Origin of the sequence: Mumia sp., from assembly GCF_028803055.1 — a bacterium.
Taxonomy (GTDB): Bacteria; Actinomycetota; Actinomycetes; order Propionibacteriales; family Nocardioidaceae; genus Mumia.
The window spans coordinates 1-19,566 of sequence record NZ_JARBCJ010000043.1 but is presented as its reverse complement, the minus strand read 5'-3'; the positions used below and the strand labels follow the sequence as shown (position 1 = coordinate 19,566).

Here is a 19,566-nt window from a genome sequence, read left to right as displayed (position 1 = left end):
CTCCGTCCGGGTGAACCGGCTGACCGACTCGCGCAGCGCCTTCCGCTCGGGTGTCGACCAGGCGTCGTACGGGGCTGTCATCGATTCTCCTTGACGAGTGCGGCCGGGACGTCGGCCACACGGGCACGCAGCCACTCGCCGAGGGCCTTGGCCTGGGGGTCGAAGCGGGTCGAGGCGGCGACGCCGTCCCCGAGGAAGCGGTGGAGCACGACGTTGACGGCGCGCAGGTTGGGCAGCGGGTGGATCTCGAGCTCGAGCTCGGCCGCCTCCGGCAGCAGTGCCCGGACGCGGGCGTCGTCGAGGAAGCCGACCAGCCAGGCGAAGGCGGCGTCAGGATCGGCGACGTCCTGCCGGATCCACACACCGACGTTGGCGTCGCCGCCCTTGTCGCCGCTGCGGGCGTGCAGGACGTGTCCGAGCGGCACGGAGACGGTCTCCTGCGTGGTCGACTCGTCGGCGCCCTGCTCGCTCGCGGCACCGCTCGCGGCCGTGTCGACGGCGGTCTCCGGATCGGCGGTCGTACGTGGTGGCTCGACCTCGATGCGCGTCCCGTCAGCGAGCACGACGGTGTGCGGCACGAGGTCCTGAGCGAGGTATCCGGCCGTGTAGACCCCGTACGGTGTGGCGGCCGCAGGCGGCCGCGTGGCGGTGAAGCCGGGGTACGAGGCAAGAGCGAGCTCGACCGCGGCCGAGGAGAACGCGCGTCCCACGGGGTCGGGCGAGGAGTCCTTCACGTGGCACCGCAGGAGGGTGGTCGCACGCGCCTGGGTGTCGGGGTCGGGCACGTCGGTCCGGTCGAGCTGCCACTCGATCTCGGCCGGCATCCCGGTCGGGGAGCCGGCGAGGGCGTCCTCGACCTGCGCGCGCACGAGTGCGGCCTTGGCCTCGATGTCGAGTCCGGTCAGGACGAGCTCGACGCTGTTGCGGAAGCCGCCGAAGGAGTTGAGCGCGACCTTGGTCGTCGCGGGCGGGGCCGAGCCACGGACCCCGCTGATCGCGACCCGGTCCGGACCGTCCTGGGTGAGCGTCACGGAGTCGAGGTGTGCGACGACGTCCGGGCCGGCGTAGGCGGGGCCACCGATCTCGTACACGAGCTGCGCCGTGACCGTGTCGACGGTGACGACGCCACCGGTGCCGGCGTGCTTGGTGATGACGCTGCTGCCGTCGGCCGCGACCTCGGCGATCGGGAAGCCCGGGTGGAGCAGGAGCTTGGGGTCGAGGTCGGCGAACCCGGCGAAGTTGCCGCCGGTGGCCTGTGCCCCGCACTCCACGACGTGGCCCGCGACGACGGCACCCGCGAGCGCGTCGAGGTCGTCGCGCCCCCAGCGGTGGGCGTGGATCGCCGGTCCGACGACGACCGAGGCGTCGGTCACGCGTCCGGTGACGACCACGTCGGCACCGGCGTCGAGGGCGGCAGCGATGCCGAACGCGCCGAGGTAGGCGTTGGCGGTGATGGGCGTCTGGCCACCGTGACCGACGAGGCCGAGCTCTCCGGCCCGCTCACGGAGGTCGTCACCCTCGACGTGGGCCACCGAGATGTCGAGGCCCTGGTCGGCGGCGATCTCGCGCAGCTTCGCGGCCAGGCCCGCGGGGTTGAGCCCGCCGGCGTTGGTGACGATGCGGACCCCGCGCTCCTTGGCGAGACCCATGCAGTCGGTCATCTGCCGGACGAATGTCTTGGCGTAACCGAGGGACGGGTCCTTGATCAGGTCCCTGCCGAGGATGAGCATCGTCAGCTCGGCGAGGTAGTCACCGGTCAGGTAGTCGAGGTCGCCGTCGGTGAGCATCTCGCGCATCGCGCCGAGACGGTCGCCGTAGAAGCCGGAGCAGTTGCCGATGCGGATCATGACGCGTCCTCCGTGCCCCGCGCGCCGCGCGGTTTGGGATCGGGCCCGGGCAGGCCCGCGAATGCCTGGACGATGTCGAGCCACTCGTCGGCGGCCGGTCCCTCCGCCGTCACGTCCACGTCGTCACGCACGCGCCGCCGGGTGGCCAGCAGCGCGAAGTCGTAGCCGTCTCCGGTGACGCGGTCGGGGGCGTCCTCGGGCCCCCAGGCCCACGTGTCACCGTCGGGGCCGACCAGCTCGAGCCGGACCGGCGCCGCAGGGACGTCGCGGCCGCGGACGAGATAGGCGAAGCCGCGCGTGCGGAAGCCGAGGTAGGCGACGTGCTTGGCACGGACCGTCGGCGGCAGCTCGACGTCGAGCGCCTCCGCCACGTCGTGCCCGTGCGCCCAGGTCTCCATCAGCCGCGCGGTCGCCATCGAGGCGGGGCTCATCGGAGGTCCGAACCACGCGATCTTGTCTCCGTGGGGGACGGCCCGCAGCGCGTCGGCGAGCCGGACGCGACCGTCGCGCCACCGAGCGAGCAGCTCCGACGGCGCGAGAGCCGCCAGACGCTCGGCCTCGGCGTCGACGTAGCCCGCCGGGTTCTCGACGGCGCTCTTGATCAGGGCCGCGAACGCCTCTCCACCGTCGACGGCGGCCAGGGAGGCCTCGTCGGTCCAGTGGAGGTGGGCGACCTGGTGGGCGATCGTCCATCCCTCGGCGGGGGTCGGTCGCGACCACCCGGCGTCGTCCAGGTCGGCGACCAGCGCGTCGAGCTGGTCGCTCTCGGCGGCGAGGTCGGCGAGGACGGCTTCGAGGACCTCGTCGCGGCGCGGGGCCGTGGAGGTCGTGGGATCGGGCGAGTCAGTGGTCATTCAGCGCTCCAGCTCGGTGTCGAGGGTGATAGCCCAGGTGTCGAGGATCGAGGTACGGCGTGCGGTGTCGTCGGTGAGTGAGGCGGCCAGACCGAGGCCGCGCAGGAGGTCGAGGGTGGCCTGCACGAGCTGACGGTTGCGCCCGCGGCTGTCGTCGATGCCGAGGAGCGCGACGGCGTACGCGTGGATCTCGCGACCGACTCGGCGCTCGAGCGGTGCGACGGCGTCGCGCAGCTCCTTGTCGGTCCGTGCCGCGACCCAGAGCTCCAGCGCCGCGAAGAACACCGGCGACACGAACTGTGTCGCCAGCGCGTCGAGCACCGCTCGGGTCCTGTCCTCCTGCGGGAGGTTGGAGATCGAGAGGGCCATCTCGTCACGACGCCGCTCGGTGATGTGCTCGACCGCGGCGATCACCAGCGCCTGCTTGCTCGGGAAGTGGTGCAGCTGCGCGCCGCGGGACACGCCGGCGCGCTGCGAGATGACCGTCGTGCTGGTGCCGGCCCAGCCGAGCTCGACGAGGGAGTCGACGGTCGCCTCGAGGAGGCGCTGCCGCATGGCGCGGCTGCGCTCCCCCTGGGTCGTGCGAGTGGTCTCGGTCACCTCGGCATCATCGTCCGAAACTTACAAACAGTCAACCCTGTCTTTTTTTGGCTTCACTTCGAGACGCGGCCCCGGGCGGCCCCCTAGGCTGGCCTCGTGCGCATCGCCTCCCTTCACCTCTACCCGGTGAAGTCGACCGCCGCGATCGACGTGGACCGTGCGCAGATCGAGCCGTGGGGTCTCGCGCACGACCGCCGCTGGCTGGTGGTCGACGCGGCGGGCGCCAGGGTCAGCGCGCTGACCCGCCCGGTCCTCCTCACGGTCCGCGCGACGCCGACCGCAGACGGGCTGCGCCTGTGCGCGCCCGGGCACCGCGAGCTCGACGTCGCGGTCCCGACCGCCGGCCCCTCGGTCGGTGTCAGCGTCACGCGGCAGCCCGAGCTCACGTACGCCGGCCAGGAGGCGGCCGACTGGTTCACCCGGGTCGTCGGCAGCCCTGTCCGCCTCCTGTGGCAGCGCGACCCCCGCGAGCGCCCGGTCTCCGCCTCGCACGGCGGCCGCTCCGGCGACGTCCTGTCGCTCGCCGACACCGCGCCCATCCTGCTGACGACCACGCCCTCCTTGGCCCGTCTGAACGCCTGGATCGCCGAAGGCTCCGATCCGGCTGCCCTGCCGATGGCACGGTTCCGTCCCAACGTGGTCGTCGAGGGTGATCTCGAGCCCTTCGCCGAGGACGGTTGGCGGGCGGTGCGTCTGGGGGCGGCAGCCTTCCGGTTCACCGAGACCTGCGACCGCTGCGCGGTGACCGGGATCGACACCGCCACTCTCCACCGCGGAAAGGAGCCGATCCGCACCTTGGCACAGCACCGCAAGTGGGACGGTGCCACGTGGTTCGGCATCCGGATGCTGCCGACCGACCTGGGTGTGCTCGAGGTCGGCGATCCCGTGGACGTGCTCGAGTCGGCCTAGCGTGGGGGCATGACCACCATCGCCGTCATCGGAGCAACAGGGTTCGCCGGAGGCGCGATCGCGTCCGAGGCCCTGGCCCGCGGGTACGACGTCATCGCCGCCGCGCGTGACACCGCCTCGATCGATCCCGCCGACCACCAGACCGTCCGCGACGGCGACGTCTACGACGCCGAGTTCGTCGACGGGTTGGCTCGAGACGCCGACGTGCTCGTGGTCGCGGTCCCCCATCACGCCGAGGATCGCGACCTGATCGACGCGGTCCCCGGCCTCACCGACGCCGTGCGGCGGCACCGGCGGCGTCTCGGCGTGGTCGGTGGCGCAGGGTCGCTCCGAGTCTCGCCGGACGGGCCGATCCTCATGGAGACGCCGCAGTTCCCGGAGTCGGCGAAGCCCGAGGCCCGCGCCGCCTACGCCGTGCTGGACGCCCTCACGCGGACGACCGAGGACGTCAACTGGTTCTCGGTGAGCCCGTCGGCGGTGTTCGGACGGCTCTCGGACGTCCCCCGGCGCGGCACGTACCGGCTCGGCGGCGACGACCTCCTGAGCGAGCCCGACGGCAGTTCCTCGATCTCGGCACCCGACTTCGCGCAGGCCTTCGTGGACGAGATCGCGAGTCCGACCCACTACCGGGAAAAGTTCACCGTCGGCTACTGATCACCGACGGTCGCCGCTCCGAACTGCGGCGCCCGTCCCTCGTGGTTACGCTCCCCAGAACCGGTGTCGGGGGCCGGCCACGAGGGGAGCGGTGCGCGATGACCGAGGACGACCGACCCGTCGAGGACGTGCTGGCGCACCTCACCGTGGAGCAGAAGGCGGCACTCACCTCGGGGAGCGACTTCTGGCACACCCAACCGATCGAGGACGCCGGTGTCGGCGCGATCATGCTGACCGACGGCCCCACGGGTCTGCGCAAGCAGGCGGGCGATCCGGGTCTTTCCCTCGGCCTCGCAGAGAGTGTCCCCGCGACGTGCTTCCCCGTCGCGGCGTCCCTAGGCTCGACGTGGGACGTCGACCTGGTGCAACGGGTGGCGGCCGCGATCGCGCGCGAGGCGCGCGCCGAGGGCGTCTCGGTGGTCCTCGCGCCCGGCATCAACATCAAGCGCTCGCCGCTGTGCGGGCGCAACTTCGAGTACCTCTCGGAGGACCCGTACCTCTCCGGCGAGCTCGGGCTCGCGTTCGTCCGCGGGCTGCAGTCCGAGGGCGTCGGCGCCTCGGTCAAGCACTTCGCCGCCAACAACGCCGAGACCGACCGGATGCGTGTGTCGGTCGATGTCGACGAGCGGACGCTGCACGAGATCTACCTCGCCGCGTTCGAGCGTGTCGTCACCGCTGGTGACCCGTGGACGGTCATGGCGTCGTACAACAGGATCAACGGCACCTATGCCACCGAGAACGCCTGGCTGCTGCGCGAGGTCCTGCGCGACACGTGGGGGTATGACGGGGTCGTCGTCTCGGACTGGGGAGCCGTGCACGACCGGGTGGCGGCGCTGCGGGCCGGGACGGATCTCACGATGCCGCCGTTCGGAGACGATGCCGCCGTCGTCGACGCCGTACGCGACGGCACGCTCGACGAGAGCGTGCTCGACGAGGCCGTACGGCGGGTGCTGGCCCTTGTCGACCGGGCCGGTGCCGCCGATGGTCGAGACGACGCGGACCCGCCCGACCACGCCGCCGCCCACACGCTCGCCCGAGAGGCCGCCGCCGCGGGAGCGGTCCTGCTCAAGAACGAGCGTGTCGGCGGAGTCCCCGTGCTGCCGCTCGCGGAGTCCGCCCCCGTCCTCGTCGTCGGCGAGCTGGCTCGGACGCCGCGGTTCCAGGGGGCGGGGTCGTCGCAGGTCACGCCGACCCGCGTCGACGTGCCGCTCGACGCGCTCCGCGAGGCGATGGGCGAAGGGCTCGCGTTCGAACCGGGATACACCCTCGGCGGCACGCCCGACCAGGACCGCGGTCTGCGCGCCGCCGCGGTCGAAGCGGCGCAGGGTGACCGCACCATCGTCTGCTTCCTCGGACTGCCCGACAGCGACGAGTCGGAGGGGTACGACCGTACGAACCTCGACCTGCCGCCCGGCCAGATGGAGCTCGTCCAGGAGCTCGCCGTCGTCAGCACGCGGGTCGTCGTCGTGCTCGCCAACGGCGGGATCGTCGCCCCGGTCGCCTGGTCCCGCGACGTCCCCGTGATCCTGGAGATGTGGCTCGGCGGCCAGGCCGCAGGCTCAGCGGTCGCCGACCTGCTCCTCGGACGGTCGGAGCCGACCGGACGGCTGGCCGAGACCATCCCGTTCCGCCTCGAGGACACGCCTGCCTACCTCGACTTCCCCGGGCACCTCGGGCACTCCCGCTACGGCGAGGGCGTGTTCGTCGGCTACCGCTACTACGACGTCAAGCGGATCCCGCCGGCGTACCCCTTCGGGCACGGTCTCGGCTACACCACGTTCGCCCAGAGCGATCTGACCGTCGAGGTCACCGGCGAGGGTGACGACGTCCGGGCCATGGTCGCGGTGACTGTGACCAACACGGGGTCACGCCGGGGCACCGAGGTCGTCCAGGTCTACGTCTCCGACCTGTCGGCACCGGTCGCCCGCCCCGAGCGCGAGCTCAAGGGATTCGCGCGCGTCACGCTCGACGCCGGCGCGTCGGAGCGGATCGACCTCGAGCTCGGTCCGCGCGCGTTCGCGTACTGGCATCCCGTCCTGCGGCGCTGGGTGGTCGAGCCGGGCACGTTCACCGTCTCGATCGGCGCCTCGTCGGCCGACCTGCGCAGGAGCGTCACGGTCACCGTGGGCGGCGAGGAGCTCAGGAGGCCGCTGGCGGCCGACTCGACACTGGCGGAGTGGAGCGCTGATCCTGCCGGGGCGCGGCTGCTCACGCGCGCGTTCGGCGACGCCGCGGCCAGGTCGGCGGTCGCGGAGCAGCCCATGGCCGCGCAGATCCCGCTGTCGGTGCTCGCCGGCCTGGCCGGCATCCCGAGATCGACGGTGGACGCGCTGGCCGAGGAGGCCGCGAGCCAGCAGGGGCCCCCCGGAGACGCCGTCAGCCCGGGACCTCACTGATCTCGGCGCGCGTGGCGGACAAGGCGTCGGCGAGAGCGTCGACGTCGACGGTGATCCCGACCCCGTGCCCACCGCCGCCGATCGAGATGGCGCCGGTGATCGCCGAGTCGATCACGACCGGCCACGCGGTCGTGCTCCCCAGCGGCGTGATGGTGCCGCGCTCGTAGCCGGTCACCGCCTTGGCCGTCGCGGCGTCGGGCATCGAGATGCGGTTGACTCCGAGGAGGGACCGCAGGCGGGGCCAGGACAGCTCTCGGTCACCCGGGACCATGACGAAGAGGTAGTCGTCGTCGCTCACGCGGAGCACCAGCGTCTTGACCAGCGCCCGTGGCTCGATCCCCCGGGCGGCGGCCGCCTCCTCGAGGGAGCGCACACGTCCGTGGCGCGTGACGGTGTGCGAGAGACCCAGCGCCTCGGCGGCGGCGATCGCGCGGGCGGACTGATCGGACGGGTCGGCCCCGGTCTCGGTGGTGGAGTCGGTCATGGGCACCATCGAAGCACGCAGGCCAGACGGCCGGGTCACACCATGCGGCGCACGATCCCGAGCGGGGCCTTCCGCAGGACGAGCGCGATCGGCCGCCACGGCCACGGGGGCACGATGCGCTCGGGCTTCTCGCTGTCGATCGCCTCCACCAGCGCCTTCGACCCCGTGATCGTGTCGACCATGCCCTTCGGCTTCTGCTCGACCTTGTCGTTCATCTCCGAGGCGATGTAACCGGGGAAGACGGTGGTCACCGCGATGTCGTGGCCCTTGCGGTTGACCAGGTCCGACCGGATCCCCTCCGCGAGCTGCGCCAGACCTGCCTTGGTCGCCGAGTAGGTCGTCATCGAGCTCGGCATCCCCCGCATCGCCGACACCGACGAGACGACGACGAGGTGTCCGGCGCGCCGGGCGTAGAAGTGCTCCATCGCCGCCTCGCACTGCGCCAGCGCGGCGACGAAGTTCGTCTCGGCGGTCTCCCGGTTCGCCTCGAACTTCCCCGTACCGATGCGCGCGCCCTTGCCCAGACCAGCGTTGACGACGACCCGGTCGAGCCCGCCGAGGTCGCCCGCTGCCGCCTTGAACACCGAGAAGACCTGCTCGTGGTCGTTGACGTCGAGCGCGTGGACGACCACGCGGATCGACGGGTGCGCCGCCTCGAGCTCTGCCTTGAGCGCCTCGAGTCGGTCGACGCGGCGCGCGGTCAGTGCGAGGTCATGGCCCTTCGCCGCCCAGACACGGGCCATGCCGGCCCCGATGCCGGAGCTGGCGCCGGTGATGAGGATCGTCTTGCGCATGAGGTCTCCTGGGTTCGGGGAAGCGGGTCAGCGGTACGTCACGAGGTCGGTCGGCAGGTGGGTGTGCTCGTTGAACGAGATCAGGGTGCGTCCCGTCGAGCCGGTGATCAGGGTGGTGACGCCGGCGTTGATGGCCACCGTGCTGAGGCGCGGCCACAGCGACTGGGCCTCGGGCGTCCACGTCTCGGCGTCGCCGGCCAGCACGTGCGCGGCGACGACCGCCAGCGGTCCCCCCGAGGTGAACACGACCACCGACTCGCGTCCGTCCAAGGAGTCGGTGAGCCGGTCGAACGCCGCGAGCACGCGGTTGGTGAAGTGCGCGTACGACTCGGCGTAGTCGCCGTCGTGACGACCGCTGGTCCAGCGACCGAGCGCCCCCAGGAAGATCTTCTGGAACTCCTTGGGGTCGGTCACCGTCCCCGCGCGTCCCGGGGCGTAGGCCTCGACGACCGACTCGTGCGCAAACTCGTCCCAGCCGTCGTCGACGTCGTACCCGTCCGACGGGCCCGCCGCGTCGAGCGCCGCGATCGCCGTCTGCGCGTGCCGCTTCATGGAGCCGGCGACGGCGCGCGTCGGCAGGAACCCTGAGGCTTCCCACGCCTGGCCCAGCGCGGTCGCCTGGGCGAAGCCGCGCTCGGAGAGCCGGTCGTAGTCGTCGGTGCCGAAGGACGCCTGGCCGTGCCGTACGAGGTGGATCGCGCTCATCGGCCGACCCGCGCGCCCGCCGTGCGCGCTCCCCCGCGCGCCTCGTCCTCGGCGGCGGCCTTGCGGGCGACGCGCAGCATGGCGGCGCGGTAGAGCCACGGCGCGAACCGCTTGGTCGCGTAGGCGATGCGAGCGTCGCGGTCGGGGAGGATGAGGTGCTTGCCGGCGTCGAGCTGGCGCAGCACCTCGGCGGCGACGGTCTCGGCGCTCCGCTTCGAGCCGTCGATGAGCTGACGCGCGGACGCGCTCGCCTCGGGGTCGGCGCTGCGGATCGAGTCGGCGAGGTTGGTGCGGAAGAACGAGGGGCAGACGACGGAGACACCCACGCCGTACGGCTCGAGCTCCCACCGAAGGGTCTCGCTGAGGGCGACGACGCCGGCCTTGACCGCGTTGTACTCGCTCATCCGCGGCGGGTGGACCAGGCCCGCGGCCGATGCGGTGTTCACCAGGCGACCCGACCGCTGCTCCTTGAGCAGCGGCGCGAAGGTCCGGCAGCCGCGGGCGACGCCGAGCAGGTTGATCTCGGTGATCCACTCCCAGCCGTCGCTGGTGGTGAGGTCGATCCCGCCGCCGGCTGCGACGCCGGCGTTGTTGACGACGAGGTCGATGCCGTGCCAGGTCTCCTGGACCCAGGCAAGCGCACGCGACCAGTCGTCGTCGCTGCGCACGTCGAGGCGCTGGTAGGTCACCGCGTCGCCCAGGATCGACAGGGTGGCGGGCACGTCGTCGTGAACGTCGGTGGCGAGGACGCGGCACCGGCGACCGACGAGCTGGGCCACGAGGGCGAGCCCGAGGCCGGAGGCCGCTCCGGTGACGAGGACGCGGTCTCCTGTGCTGAGGCTCATGCGCCAGAGCGTACCGAGCGGGCGCTTACCTCCGGAACGGAGGCTTTGGAGGCGGCTCTCCGCTCGGTAGAATTGACGATTGGGACGCGACCTTCGTCTCGCCCTGCCCACGGGCTGTGAAGTCCTCCAGCCCGGTCGGCAGACCCGACGGCCGTCCCGCCAGGGACCCCTCCCCCGCCCAGCAGTGGCGGTCGGCGATGTGGGTGCCGCGACCGCCCGGGACGCGCCTTCGCGCGGCTCGTCGACGACGAGCGACACCTGTGTGGTCTCCAGAGGAGAAGCCATGAGACCGGGCTGGGCGAGTCCTGCGCGCCAGGAACTCGGTCGGCCCCGCAACGAGAGGAGTCAGAAGTGCCGAACGCTGCCCCGTCGTCGACTCAGGAGAGTCCGCGAGTGGACGACGCCAAGGCTCAGCGTGCTGCCGCCAAGGCGTACGCGAAGGCTCAGCGTCCCTGGTACCGCAAGAAGCGTTTCATCATCCCCCTCGCGCTCGTGGTGGTGGGAGTGATCGCCGTCTCGAGCGGGGAGGAGAGCGAGGCCGGATCCACGACGACCGGCTCTTCGACGACATCGGAGGGGAACGCAGCGCCGAAGCCGTCGTACACCAAGAGCCAGGAGGAGGCGATCGAGGCCGCCGAGTCCTACCTCGACACGGGACACTTCTCCAAGAAGGGCCTGATCGGCCAGCTCTCCTCGTCGGCCGGCGAGGGGTTCACGCGCGCCGAGGCCGAGCACGCCGTCACGACGGTCGACGCCGACTGGAAGGCGGAGGCCGTGGAGGCGGCCGAGTCCTACGTCGAGCTCGGGGGCTTCTCCCGGAGCGGGCTGATCGACCAGCTGACGTCCTCGGCCGGCGAAGGGTTCACGCAGGCCGAAGCCGAGTACGCCGTCACGAAGGTCGGCCTCTGAGACCAGCGTCCTCGACACTCCGCAGCACCCGCGCCCGACCGGCAGCAACGCCGCCGGTCGGGCGCACTCGTCTCTTCTCCCCTCGTTCACTCCCGTGTCACGGTTGTGTAACGAGTCATGGGAGCGCTCCCAAGATCCTTGACGCAATCTGTGACGGCGATCACAGTGTCTGTGGGAGCGCTCCCATCAGACGGGGGCGGCGAAGGAGAGGATCACCGTGTCACACACACGCCGTTCGCGTTTGCTGGCTTCAGCAGCAGCGCTCGTCATGATGTCGTCGCTCGCCGCGTGCGGCGGGGACAGCGACGACGAGTCCGGGAAGGACGTCACGCTCCGCGTGAACCTGTTCGGCAAGTTCGGGTATGCCGACCTCTACAAGCAGTTCGAGAAGGAGAACCCGGGCGTCAAGATCGTCGAGACCGCCGAGGGCGACCTCGGCAAGTACAACACGCAGCTCACCCAGCGGATCGCCGCGGGGACGGGCGCGGGAGACGTGGTCGCGATCGAGGAGGGCCAGGCGGTGAACTTCCTGGCCAGCGCCGACAAGTTCGTCAACCTCCAGGACCACGGGGCCAACGACCTCAAGGACCAGTACCTCCCGTGGAAGTTCGAGGGCGCCACCACCGCCGACGGCTCCACCACGATCGGGCTCGGCACCGACGTCGGAGGGCTCGCGATGTGCTATCGCCGTGACCTCTTCGAGAAGGCCGGCCTGCCGACCGACCGCGAGCAGGTGGCCGCCCTGTGGCCGACGTGGGACGCCTTCATCGCCACCGGCCAGAAGTTCCAGGCGGGCATGAAGGGCCAGAAGTCGAAGTTCATCGACAGCGCCACCAACACCTACAACTCCATCCTCATGCAGGGAGCCGACCACACCTACTTCGACAAGGACGGCGAGCTCGTCATCGAGAGCAACCCCGCGATCAAGACCGCGTGGGACAAGGCGCTCGAGATGGACGAGAAGGGCATCTCGGCCGAGCTGAAGTCGTTCTCGCCGGAGTGGAACGCCGGCTTCAAGAACGGCGACTTCGCCACGATCGCCTGTCCCGCCTGGATGACCGGCTACATCAAGGACCAGGCCGGTGACGCGAACGCCGGCAAGTGGGACATCGCCACCGTCCCCGGCGGTGCCGGCAACTGGGGCGGCTCGTGGCTGGCCGTTCCGGAGGCCAGCGAGAACCAGGACATCGCGATCAAGCTCGTGAAGTTCCTCAGCAGCGCCGACGGACAGCTCGCCGCGTTCAACGCGGTCGGCAACCTCCCCTCCAACCCGACGCTGTACGACGATCCCGCGCTCAAGGAAGCGACGAACCCGTACTTCAGCGACGCACCTGTGGGCCAGCTGTTCGTGGCCGGCGCGGCCAACCTCGAGCCGGTCTTCCTCGGCGCGAAGAACCAGCCCGTGCGTGACGCCGTCGAGAACTCGATGCGTGCGGTGGAGAACGGCAAGCGCAGCCCGAGCGAGGGATGGAGCACGGCCGTCAAGGACGCCGAGAAGGTCGCGGGGTAGGTCCGGCACGGCTCGCACCGGCGAGCCCTCACGCCCGTGGTGCCCGCGCCGCGCCCCCTACCGTGGCGCGGGCACCACGTGTCCAGCTCTCCACCTCGGACCAGGAGCCCGACATGCACCTGCGCGACCGGCTCGCCCGGATCGACATCCACGGCGCGCCGTACTTCTTCATCGCCCCGTTCTTCATCCTCTTCGGGATCTTCGGAGCGTTCCCCCTCGTCTACACCCTCTGGGTCTCGCTCCACGACTGGAGCCTGCTCGGCGGCAACGAGGGGTGGGTCGGGCTCGAGAACTACAGCGAGCTTCTCGCTGACGGCTACTTCTGGAACAGTCTGCTCAACACCTTCGCGATCTTCCTGATCGCCACGATCCCCCAGCTGATCGCCGCGCTCGCCCTCGCCCAGGTGCTCAACTCCAGCCTGCGCGCCCTCACCTTCTGGCGGATCGGCGTGATCATCCCGTGCGCGACCTCGGTCGCGGCGGTCGGGATCATCTTCACGATGATGTTCGCCCGCGACTTCGGGGTCGTGAACTGGCTGATCGGTCTGGTCGGCGTCGAGCCGATCGCGTGGAACCAGGAGCGCCTCCCGTCGTGGATCGCGATCGCCACGATGGTCGACTGGCGGTGGACGGGCTACAACGCGCTCATCCTGCTGGCGGCACTCCAGGCCGTCCCCAAGGACCTGTACGAGTCGGCCCGCCTCGACGGCGCGTCCGCAGCCCGGCAGTTCTGGTCCATCACCATCCCCATGCTGCGTCCCACGCTGATGTTCGTCGTCACGGTCTCGACGATCGGCGGGATCCAGCTGTTCACCGAGCCGCTCCTCTTCAACCCCGGAGCGAACTCGATCACCGGTGGCGACACCCGGCAGTTCCAGACGAGCGCGATGTACGTCGTCGAGCAGGCCTTCACCGGCCAGCGCTTCGGCTATGCGGCGACGATCGCCTGGATCCTGTTCGTGGTGATCGTGGTGGTGTCGCTCGTGAACTCCCTGCTCGTACGCCGCATCCGATCGGTCGACTGAGGAGCATCCGATGACGACACCCTTGACCACATCCGTCGCGCTGCCAGAGCTCGTCGACGAGCCCGACGAGCCCCCGCACCGCAGACGGGGCCGCTCCCGGCTCCACCGCGCCTCGCCGCTGACCTACCTGACGCTCACCTTCGTGCTGATCGCGTCGGTGGCCCCGCTCTACTACATGGTCGTGATGGCCTCGCGTCCCAACAGCGACATCACGAGCAACCCCCCTCCGATCACCCCGGGAGGCGAGCTCCGCGACAACGTGACCCGCGTGTTCGACAACCCCGACGTGGTCTTCGCCCAGGCGCTGCTGAACTCGCTGCTTGTCTCCCTGGTCGCGACGATCACCGTCGTCACGCTGTCGGCCCTGGCCGGGTTCGCGTTCGCCAAGCTGCGCTTCCGCGGCAAGAACGTGTATCTGCTCGCGGTGATCGGCACGATGATGGTGCCGGTCCAGCTGGGGCTGGTGCCGCTCTACATGCTCATGGGCTGGGTCGGCCTCGCCGGCAGCCTGTGGTCGGCGGTGCTGCCCTTCCTCGTGACCGGGTTCGGCGTGTTCTTCATGCGTCAGTACATCATCCAAGCCATCCCCGACGAGCTCATCGAGGCAGCCCGCGTCGACGGCGCGTCCACCTTCCGGATCTTCGCCCAGATCATCTTTCCCGCGCTGCGCCCCGCGGTCGCCGTGCTCGGCCTGCTCACCTTCATGGAGCGGTGGAACGACTTCATGTGGCCCTACCTCACGCTCTCGCCGGAGAACCCGACCGTCCAGGTCGCCCTGTCGCGACTCTCGGGCGGCTACTACACCGACCAGGCGCTGGTGATGGCGGGCACGCTGCTCGCCACCGTGCCCCTGGTGCTCGTCTTCGTCCTGTTCGGCCGCCGCATCGTCGGCGGAATCATGGAAGGTGGAGTCAAGGCATGACCGACCTCGTCACAGAGCCGCTCACCACGCTCGCCACGGCGTTCCCTCCGGACTTCACGTTCGGCGCCGCGACAGCGGCCTATCAGATCGAGGGCGCGGTCACCGAGGACGGGAGGACGCCGTCCATCTGGGACGTCTTCTCCGCCGAGCCCGGCCGCGTGCACAATGGTGACACCGGTGAGGTCGCCTGCGACCACTACCACCGCATGCCGTCCGACGTGGCGATGATGCGCGACCTCGGCCTGAGGGCGTACCGGTTCTCCATCGCCTGGCCGCGCGTCCAGCCGGGAGGCCGCGGTCCCGTGAACGCCCGCGGCCTCGCGTTCTACGACCGCCTCGTCGACACGCTGCTGGAGAACGGGATCCCGCCCTGGGCGACCCTCTACCACTGGGACCTGCCGGTCGAGCTCGAGCAGGCAGGCGGCTGGCCGGCCCGCGAGACCGCGTACCGCTTCGCCGAGTACGCCGGCCTCGTCGCCGACGCCCTCGGCGACCGGCTGAGCGGGCTGATCACGATGAACGAGCCGTGGTGCTCGGCGTTCCTCGGTTACGGCAGCGGGGTCCACGCACCGGGTCGCCGCGACGGCGCGGCCGCGCTGGCCGCCTCGCACCACCTGCTCCTCGGGCACGGCCTGGCGGCGGAGTCGGTCCGGGCGGCGGCACCCGCGGTGCCGTTCGGCATCACCCTGAACCTCTACCCGACCTCGCCCGGTGTCCCCCCGACCTACGACGGCCCGGACCGGGCGGCCTACGACGACGCCGTCCGCCGCATCGACGGGATCTCCAACCGCTGGTTCCTCGACCCTGTCTTCGGGCGCGGCTACCCCAGCGACGTCGTGGAGGACGTCCGCTCGACCAGCGCGCTCGAGTTCGTGCGTGACGGTGACACCGACATCATCGCGGCGCCGATCGACTTCCTGGGCATCAACTACTACACCCGTCACGTCGTCGCGCCGGGCGCCTACCCAGGGTCAGCGGGGGTCGAGTTCCTCTCGCGCGGCTTCCCGGTGACCGCGATGGGGTGGGAGGTGGACCCGGATGGTCTGTACGACGTCATCCGCCGCGTGCACGACGACTATCCCGCCGTGCCGATCGTCGTCACCGAGAACGGCTCCGCCTACGAGGACGTGATGGGGGCCGACGGCGCCGTGCACGACGAGGCGCGCCTCGCCTACCTGCGCGACCACCTGGGTGCGATCGCTCGCCTCATCGCCGACGGTGTCGACCTGCGCGGCTACTTCGCGTGGTCGCTGATGGACAACTTCGAGTGGGCGTTCGGCTACGACAAGCGGTTCGGGCTCGTGCACGTCGACTACGCGACCCAGCAGCGGACGCCGAAGGCGAGCGCACGCTGGTACGCAGACCTTCTTGCCACGCACCGCAACGGTACGGAGCTGCCGAACGGGATACTGGGCCCATGACGGGCAGCCGGGCGGACGGGACGACGAAGCGCCCCACGCTCGAGCAGGTCGCAGCGCTCGCCGGTGTCGGACGCGGGACGGCGTCGCGGGTCATCAACGGTTCGCCGTCGGTGGCTCCGCAGACGCGCGACGCCGTCATGAAGGCCGTGGCCGATCTCGGCTACGTCCCCAACCAGGCGGCGCGCTCGCTCGTCACGCGACGGACGGGCGCGATCGCGCTGGTGATCTCCGAGCCGGAGGAGCGGCTGTTCAGCGAGCCGTTCTTCGCCGGGGTGGTGCGGGGCATCTCCAGCGTCATGGACGAGCGCGACCGTCAGCTGGTGCTCGTGCTGGTGCACGGAGCGGCCGAGCGACGCGACGAGCCCGCGGCGTACCTGAGCCCGCAGCACGTCGACGGCGCCCTCCTGCTGTCGCAGCACGAGGGCGACGACCTTCCCCAACGGCTGCGCGAGCGCGGTCTGCGCCTCGTCTTCGGCGGTCGGCCGCCGAGCGACGACGGTCAGAGCTGGGTCGACGTGGACAACGTCGGGGGTGCCCGTGCCGCCGTGGCCCATCTCCTCGCCCGACGGCGTACGACGGTTGCCACGATCGCGGGTCCCCCGGACATGCAGGCTGGACGCGACCGGCTCCTTGGCTACCGCGAGGCGCTCGACGCCGCCGGTGTCCCCTTCGACACCGACCTCGTCGCGACCGGCGACTTCACCGAGCTCGGCGGCTGGCGGGCGATGCGTCAGCTGCTCGAACACCGACCCGATCTCGACGCGGTGTTCGTGGCGTCGGACCCCATGGCGCTCGGCGCGCTCCGCGCGCTGCGTGAGGCGGGTCGGTCCATCCCGGACTCGGTCGCCGTGGTCGGGTTCGACGACTCACCGATGGCTGCGGTGAGCGACCCTCCGCTCACGACGGTGAACCAGCCGGTCGAGCTGCTCGGGCGCGAGGCGGCCGAGATGCTGCTCGCCCGCCTCGCCGACCCGGAGGGGGCGAGCCCTCGCAGCGTGGTGCTTCCGACCAGCCTGGTCGTGCGCGGCTCGTCCTGACCCGCGGGATCAGGTGGTGAGGGCCTCGTCCGACGTGTCGGTCCCGGATGTCACGGCCGAGGCACCCAGAAGCCCGAAGCACGCATGCCCGGCCGACTCTGCGTCGCCGCGTACGACGGCGGCCGCGAGGTCCTCGAGCCGCTCCCGCAGCTGTGGCGACTCCTCGGGCTCGGCGGTCTGCACGGCGAGGAGGTCGTCGAGGTCACCGAGCAGCGTGTCGCCGGCGAGCTTGCGGACGCACCGCCAGACCTCCCCGAACGCCGGCACCGTCCCGTCGTCGCCCAGCATCGCGATCCGCATGGCCTTCTGGCGGTGCTGCGCCGCAGCGCGGGCGATGCCGGCCATCACCGCCTCCCGAGCCGCGGCCACGTCGGGGCGTGGACGCGTGGCGATGCGGCCGGACAGGTCCTCGGCACCGGTCGGCGACTCCCGGACGAGCGCGCCGACTCCGTGCCGCACCTCGACCCGCCCCTGCGTCTCCAGCGCCGCGAGCGCCTGCGCCAGCGTCGCGCGGCTGACCCCGAGGTCGCGGGCGAGCTGACGCTCGGGAGGAAGCCGGTCTCCCGCGACCAGACCCTGCGCCTCGATGAAGTCAGAGATGTGCTGCGCGAGGTGCTCGTACAGCCGCGGACGGGCGACGGGTCCGGGCCCGCTGCGTCGACCCTCGGCCTTGCTCATGGCACCGAGGGTACTTGACTTTTGCGGACGTGGACCAGAGGCTAGGCCACTGTAACTGTGGTCTGGACCACACTGATCACCTCACCTGGGAGGGTCCCCCGTGTCCACCGAAATCATCGCGTTGGCCGCCCTCGCGCTGGTCTTCCTGATCGCGACCGTCCGCAGCATCAACATGGGCGCGCTCGCCCTCGTCGCCGCCTTCATCGTCGGCCTGAGCGTGTTCGGCGACGACACCGACGCGATCATCAGCGGGTTCCCCGGGGACCTCTTCGTGATCCTCGTCGGCGTGACCTATCTCTTCGCGCTCGCGAAGAACAACGGGACGGTCGACTGGATCGTCCACGGCGCCGTCCGGGCGGTGCGGGGACGCGTCGCGCTCGTGCCGTGGGCCATGTTCTTCGTCTGCGCGGTCGTCACCGGGATCGGCGCGGTCAGCCCCGCCGCGGTCGCGATCGTGGCGCCCGTCGCGATGGGCTTCGCGCACCGCTACCGGATCCATCCCGTGATGATGGGCATGATGGTCGTCGAGGGCGCCACGGGCGGCAGCTTCTCGCCGATCGGCATCTTCGGGAGCATCACCAACGGGGTCGTCGACTCCAACGACCTCGACGGCAGCCCGACGTTCCTCTTCCTCGCCGCGCTGTTCGCAGCGTTCGTCGTCGCGGCCATCACCTACGTCGCGTTCGGCGGCCGCGAGCTCATCCGGCGCGGCAAGGACGAGCGTGCGCTCGCGGAGATCGGCGCGACCGCCGGCGCGGCGAGCTCGTCGGCGACGCGCGTCCCGGTCACCGGGACGCCCGGCTCGGTCGTCGAGCGCGGCCTCGGCCACGAGGACGGCCCCGACGCGATCGACGACGACACCCGCCTCAACCTCGAGCGCTCCACGACTCTCCTCGGCCTGGTCGCGCTGATCATCGGAGCTCTCGCCTTCGACCTCGACGTCGGCTTCACCGCCCTGACCGTGGCCGTCGCCCTGACGCTGCTCTTCCCCCCGTCGGCCCGCGGAGCCGTCGAGAAGATCAGCTGGGGCACGATCCTCCTGGTCGGCGGCATCGTCACCTATGTCAACCTGCTCCAGAACCACGGCGTCGTGTCCTGGCTCGGCGACCGCGTCGCCGAGGTCGGTGCCCCGCTGGTCGCGGCGCTGCTGATCTGCTTCATCGGTGCGGTCGTGTCGGCCTTCGCGTCGACCACAGGCATCATCGGTGCCCTCATCCCGCTGGCCGTGCCGTTCCTGCTCACCGACCAGGTCAGCGCGATCGGCCTGATCGCCGCCCTCGCGATCTCCAGCTCGGTGGTCGACTGCAGCCCGTTCTCCACCAACGGCGCGCTGATCGTGGCGAACTCCGACGAGGCCGACCGCGAGCTCGTCTTCAAGCGGCTGATGCAGTGGGGCATGTCGATCGTCGTGGTCGCCCCCATCGTGACGTGGGCCGTCCTCGTCCTCCCGAGCGCGTGAGCGACCAGCACGAAGCCCGACCGGCGGGCGGCGACCACGCCGCCCGCCTGCGGGAGTCGTTCACCGTCCAGGCCGAGACGTTCGAGGAGCCGGCACTCAACGCGGCGTTCACCTCCGCGCTCGACTGGATCATCGAGGCCGTCGCTCCTCGCCCCACCGACCGCTGTCTCGACCTGGCTGCGGGCACGGGCCTGGTCGGGCGAGCGCTGTCCCCGCACGTCGCCGAGGTCACCTGCGTCGACACCACGGCCGCGATGGTGGATCGTGGGCGTCGCGCCGCCGCGGCCGAGCGGCTGAGCAACGTCGCGTTCGTCCTCGCCGATGCCACCACGCCGGTCGTCGCGCCGGGCAGCGTCGACGTGGCGGTCACCCGGTTCTCGCTGCACCACGTCCCCGATCCCGTCGGCATGCTGCGCGCGATGGTCGACGCCGTGCGGCCGGGCGGACGACTCGTCGTCCACGACCTCGCCGCACCGCGAGACCCGGCGGTCGCGGCCCACCAGGACGCGATCGAGAG

19 protein-coding genes are annotated in these 19,566 nt (G+C 71.2%); 11 read left to right on the top strand and 8 right to left on the bottom strand.

Features of this window, described 5'->3' with window-relative positions; all coding sequences use genetic code 11:
* Nucleotides 1–77: 77 nt before the first annotated feature.
* The 3 genes from PV363_RS06420 to PV363_RS06410 are packed head-to-tail and all read right to left on the bottom strand — an operon-like array spanning nt 78 to nt 3,301.
* Complete coding sequence (locus PV363_RS06420; protein ID WP_301021933.1) at nt 78–1,847, bottom strand: acyclic terpene utilization AtuA family protein; 1,770 nt, start codon at nt 1,845–1,847, stop codon at nt 78–80.
* Nucleotides 1,844–2,701 (bottom strand): TIGR03084 family metal-binding protein, encoded by an 858-nt coding sequence (locus PV363_RS06415; RefSeq protein ID WP_220342424.1) that lies wholly within the window; start codon nt 2,699–2,701, stop codon nt 1,844–1,846. The genes PV363_RS06420 and PV363_RS06415 overlap by 4 nt, the downstream gene beginning before the upstream one ends.
* Complete coding sequence (locus PV363_RS06410) at nt 2,702–3,301, bottom strand: TetR family transcriptional regulator (protein ID WP_301021932.1); 600 nt, start codon at nt 3,299–3,301, stop codon at nt 2,702–2,704.
* 96 nt (nt 3,302–3,397) lie between these two features.
* On the opposite strand from PV363_RS06410, the gene PV363_RS06405 reads away from it, so the two are divergent.
* From PV363_RS06405 to PV363_RS06395, 3 genes are all read left to right on the top strand, one after another.
* On the top strand, nt 3,398–4,210 hold the full coding sequence (locus tag PV363_RS06405) for an MOSC N-terminal beta barrel domain-containing protein (RefSeq protein ID WP_301021931.1): 813 nt from the start codon (nt 3,398–3,400) through the stop codon (nt 4,208–4,210).
* A 9-nt stretch (nt 4,211–4,219) separates the two neighbouring features.
* Nucleotides 4,220–4,864: an NAD(P)H-binding protein gene (locus tag PV363_RS06400; RefSeq protein WP_301021930.1), complete on the top strand. Its 645-nt coding sequence runs from the start codon at nt 4,220–4,222 to the stop codon at nt 4,862–4,864.
* A gap of 98 nt (nt 4,865–4,962) precedes the next feature.
* A complete protein-coding gene (locus PV363_RS06395; RefSeq protein ID WP_220366781.1) occupies nt 4,963–7,260 on the top strand; it encodes a glycoside hydrolase family 3 N-terminal domain-containing protein in 2,298 nt (765 codons plus the stop codon).
* On the opposite strand, the gene PV363_RS06390 is transcribed toward PV363_RS06395, so the two are convergent.
* The 4 genes from PV363_RS06390 to PV363_RS06375 are packed head-to-tail and all read right to left on the bottom strand — an operon-like array spanning nt 7,241 to nt 10,088.
* A complete protein-coding gene (locus tag PV363_RS06390; protein WP_220345558.1) occupies nt 7,241–7,744 on the bottom strand; it encodes an aminoacyl-tRNA deacylase in 504 nt (167 codons plus the stop codon). The genes PV363_RS06395 and PV363_RS06390 overlap by 20 nt on opposite strands.
* Nucleotides 7,745–7,779: 35 nt before the next feature.
* On the bottom strand, nt 7,780–8,538 hold the full coding sequence (locus tag PV363_RS06385; RefSeq protein ID WP_301021929.1) for an SDR family oxidoreductase: 759 nt from the start codon (nt 8,536–8,538) through the stop codon (nt 7,780–7,782).
* Nucleotides 8,539–8,565: 27 nt separating this feature from the next.
* Nucleotides 8,566–9,243, bottom strand: a complete 678-nt coding sequence (locus tag PV363_RS06380; RefSeq protein WP_220366778.1) for a histidine phosphatase family protein — start codon at nt 9,241–9,243, stop codon at nt 8,566–8,568.
* On the bottom strand, nt 9,240–10,088 hold the full coding sequence (locus tag PV363_RS06375; RefSeq protein WP_301021928.1) for an SDR family NAD(P)-dependent oxidoreductase: 849 nt from the start codon (nt 10,086–10,088) through the stop codon (nt 9,240–9,242). Before PV363_RS06375 ends, PV363_RS06380 begins: the two co-directional genes overlap by 4 nt.
* A 393-nt stretch (nt 10,089–10,481) precedes the next feature.
* Here PV363_RS06375 and PV363_RS06370 point away from each other — a divergent pair, with 393 nt between their 5' ends.
* The 6 genes from PV363_RS06370 (at nt 10,482) to PV363_RS06345 (ending at nt 16,912) form a co-directional block, all read left to right on the top strand.
* Entirely contained in the window at nt 10,482–10,997 is a 516-nt protein-coding gene (locus tag PV363_RS06370; protein WP_301021927.1) for an Ltp family lipoprotein, read from the top strand.
* A gap of 268 nt (nt 10,998–11,265) precedes the next feature.
* A complete protein-coding gene (locus tag PV363_RS06365; RefSeq protein ID WP_255560565.1) occupies nt 11,266–12,507 on the top strand; it encodes an extracellular solute-binding protein in 1,242 nt (413 codons plus the stop codon).
* 113 nt (nt 12,508–12,620) lie between these two features.
* Entirely contained in the window at nt 12,621–13,532 is a 912-nt protein-coding gene (locus PV363_RS06360) for a sugar ABC transporter permease (protein ID WP_220342579.1), read from the top strand.
* Between the two features lie 10 nt (nt 13,533–13,542).
* Nucleotides 13,543–14,454, top strand: coding sequence for a carbohydrate ABC transporter permease (locus tag PV363_RS06355; protein WP_220342580.1), 912 nt, complete (start codon nt 13,543–13,545; stop codon nt 14,452–14,454).
* The gene (locus tag PV363_RS06350; RefSeq protein ID WP_220366706.1) at nt 14,451–15,875 is read left to right on the top strand and encodes a GH1 family beta-glucosidase; all 1,425 of its coding nucleotides are present in this window, start codon (nt 14,451–14,453) and stop codon (nt 15,873–15,875) included. Before PV363_RS06355 ends, PV363_RS06350 begins: the two co-directional genes overlap by 4 nt.
* Nucleotides 15,872–16,912, top strand: coding sequence for a LacI family DNA-binding transcriptional regulator (locus PV363_RS06345; RefSeq protein WP_220342582.1), 1,041 nt, complete (start codon nt 15,872–15,874; stop codon nt 16,910–16,912). The genes PV363_RS06350 and PV363_RS06345 overlap by 4 nt, the downstream gene beginning before the upstream one ends.
* Before the next feature lie 9 nt (nt 16,913–16,921).
* Here the strand turns inward: PV363_RS06345 and PV363_RS06340 are convergent, their stop codons facing one another.
* Nucleotides 16,922–17,590: a GntR family transcriptional regulator gene (locus tag PV363_RS06340; protein WP_301021926.1), complete on the bottom strand. Its 669-nt coding sequence runs from the start codon at nt 17,588–17,590 to the stop codon at nt 16,922–16,924.
* A gap of 100 nt (nt 17,591–17,690) precedes the next feature.
* On the opposite strand from PV363_RS06340, the gene PV363_RS06335 reads away from it, so the two are divergent.
* Both PV363_RS06335 and PV363_RS06330 read left to right on the top strand, forming a co-directional pair.
* Complete coding sequence (locus PV363_RS06335; protein WP_220345564.1) at nt 17,691–19,049, top strand: SLC13 family permease; 1,359 nt, start codon at nt 17,691–17,693, stop codon at nt 19,047–19,049.
* A partial coding sequence (locus tag PV363_RS06330) for a class I SAM-dependent methyltransferase (protein WP_301021925.1) occupies nt 19,046–19,566 on the top strand: 521 nt, incomplete at its 3' end. The genes PV363_RS06335 and PV363_RS06330, both read left to right, overlap by 4 nt.

What these genes read in the sequence shown, in the direction of transcription:
- PV363_RS06420 (WP_301021933.1), bottom strand. Translation starts at nt 1,847, where the DNA reads ATGATCCGCATCGGCAACTGCTCCGGCTTCTACGGCGACCGTCTCGGC.
- PV363_RS06415 (WP_220342424.1), bottom strand. Translation starts at nt 2,701, where the DNA reads ATGACCACTGACTCGCCCGATCCCACGACCTCCACGGCCCCGCGCCGC.
- PV363_RS06400 (WP_301021930.1), top strand. Translation starts at nt 4,220, where the DNA reads ATGACCACCATCGCCGTCATCGGAGCAACAGGGTTCGCCGGAGGCGCG.
- PV363_RS06395 (WP_220366781.1), top strand. Translation starts at nt 4,963, where the DNA reads ATGACCGAGGACGACCGACCCGTCGAGGACGTGCTGGCGCACCTCACC.
- PV363_RS06390 (WP_220345558.1), bottom strand. Translation starts at nt 7,744, where the DNA reads ATGACCGACTCCACCACCGAGACCGGGGCCGACCCGTCCGATCAGTCC.
- PV363_RS06385 (WP_301021929.1), bottom strand. Translation starts at nt 8,538, where the DNA reads ATGCGCAAGACGATCCTCATCACCGGCGCCAGCTCCGGCATCGGGGCC.
- PV363_RS06380 (WP_220366778.1), bottom strand. Translation starts at nt 9,243, where the DNA reads ATGAGCGCGATCCACCTCGTACGGCACGGCCAGGCGTCCTTCGGCACC.
- PV363_RS06375 (WP_301021928.1), bottom strand. Translation starts at nt 10,088, where the DNA reads ATGAGCCTCAGCACAGGAGACCGCGTCCTCGTCACCGGAGCGGCCTCC.
- PV363_RS06365 (WP_255560565.1), top strand. Translation starts at nt 11,266, where the DNA reads ATGATGTCGTCGCTCGCCGCGTGCGGCGGGGACAGCGACGACGAGTCC.
- PV363_RS06360 (WP_220342579.1), top strand. Translation starts at nt 12,621, where the DNA reads ATGCACCTGCGCGACCGGCTCGCCCGGATCGACATCCACGGCGCGCCG.
- PV363_RS06355 (WP_220342580.1), top strand. Translation starts at nt 13,543, where the DNA reads ATGACGACACCCTTGACCACATCCGTCGCGCTGCCAGAGCTCGTCGAC.
- PV363_RS06350 (WP_220366706.1), top strand. Translation starts at nt 14,451, where the DNA reads ATGACCGACCTCGTCACAGAGCCGCTCACCACGCTCGCCACGGCGTTC.
- PV363_RS06345 (WP_220342582.1), top strand. Translation starts at nt 15,872, where the DNA reads ATGACGGGCAGCCGGGCGGACGGGACGACGAAGCGCCCCACGCTCGAG.
- PV363_RS06340 (WP_301021926.1), bottom strand. Translation starts at nt 17,590, where the DNA reads ATGAGCAAGGCCGAGGGTCGACGCAGCGGGCCCGGACCCGTCGCCCGT.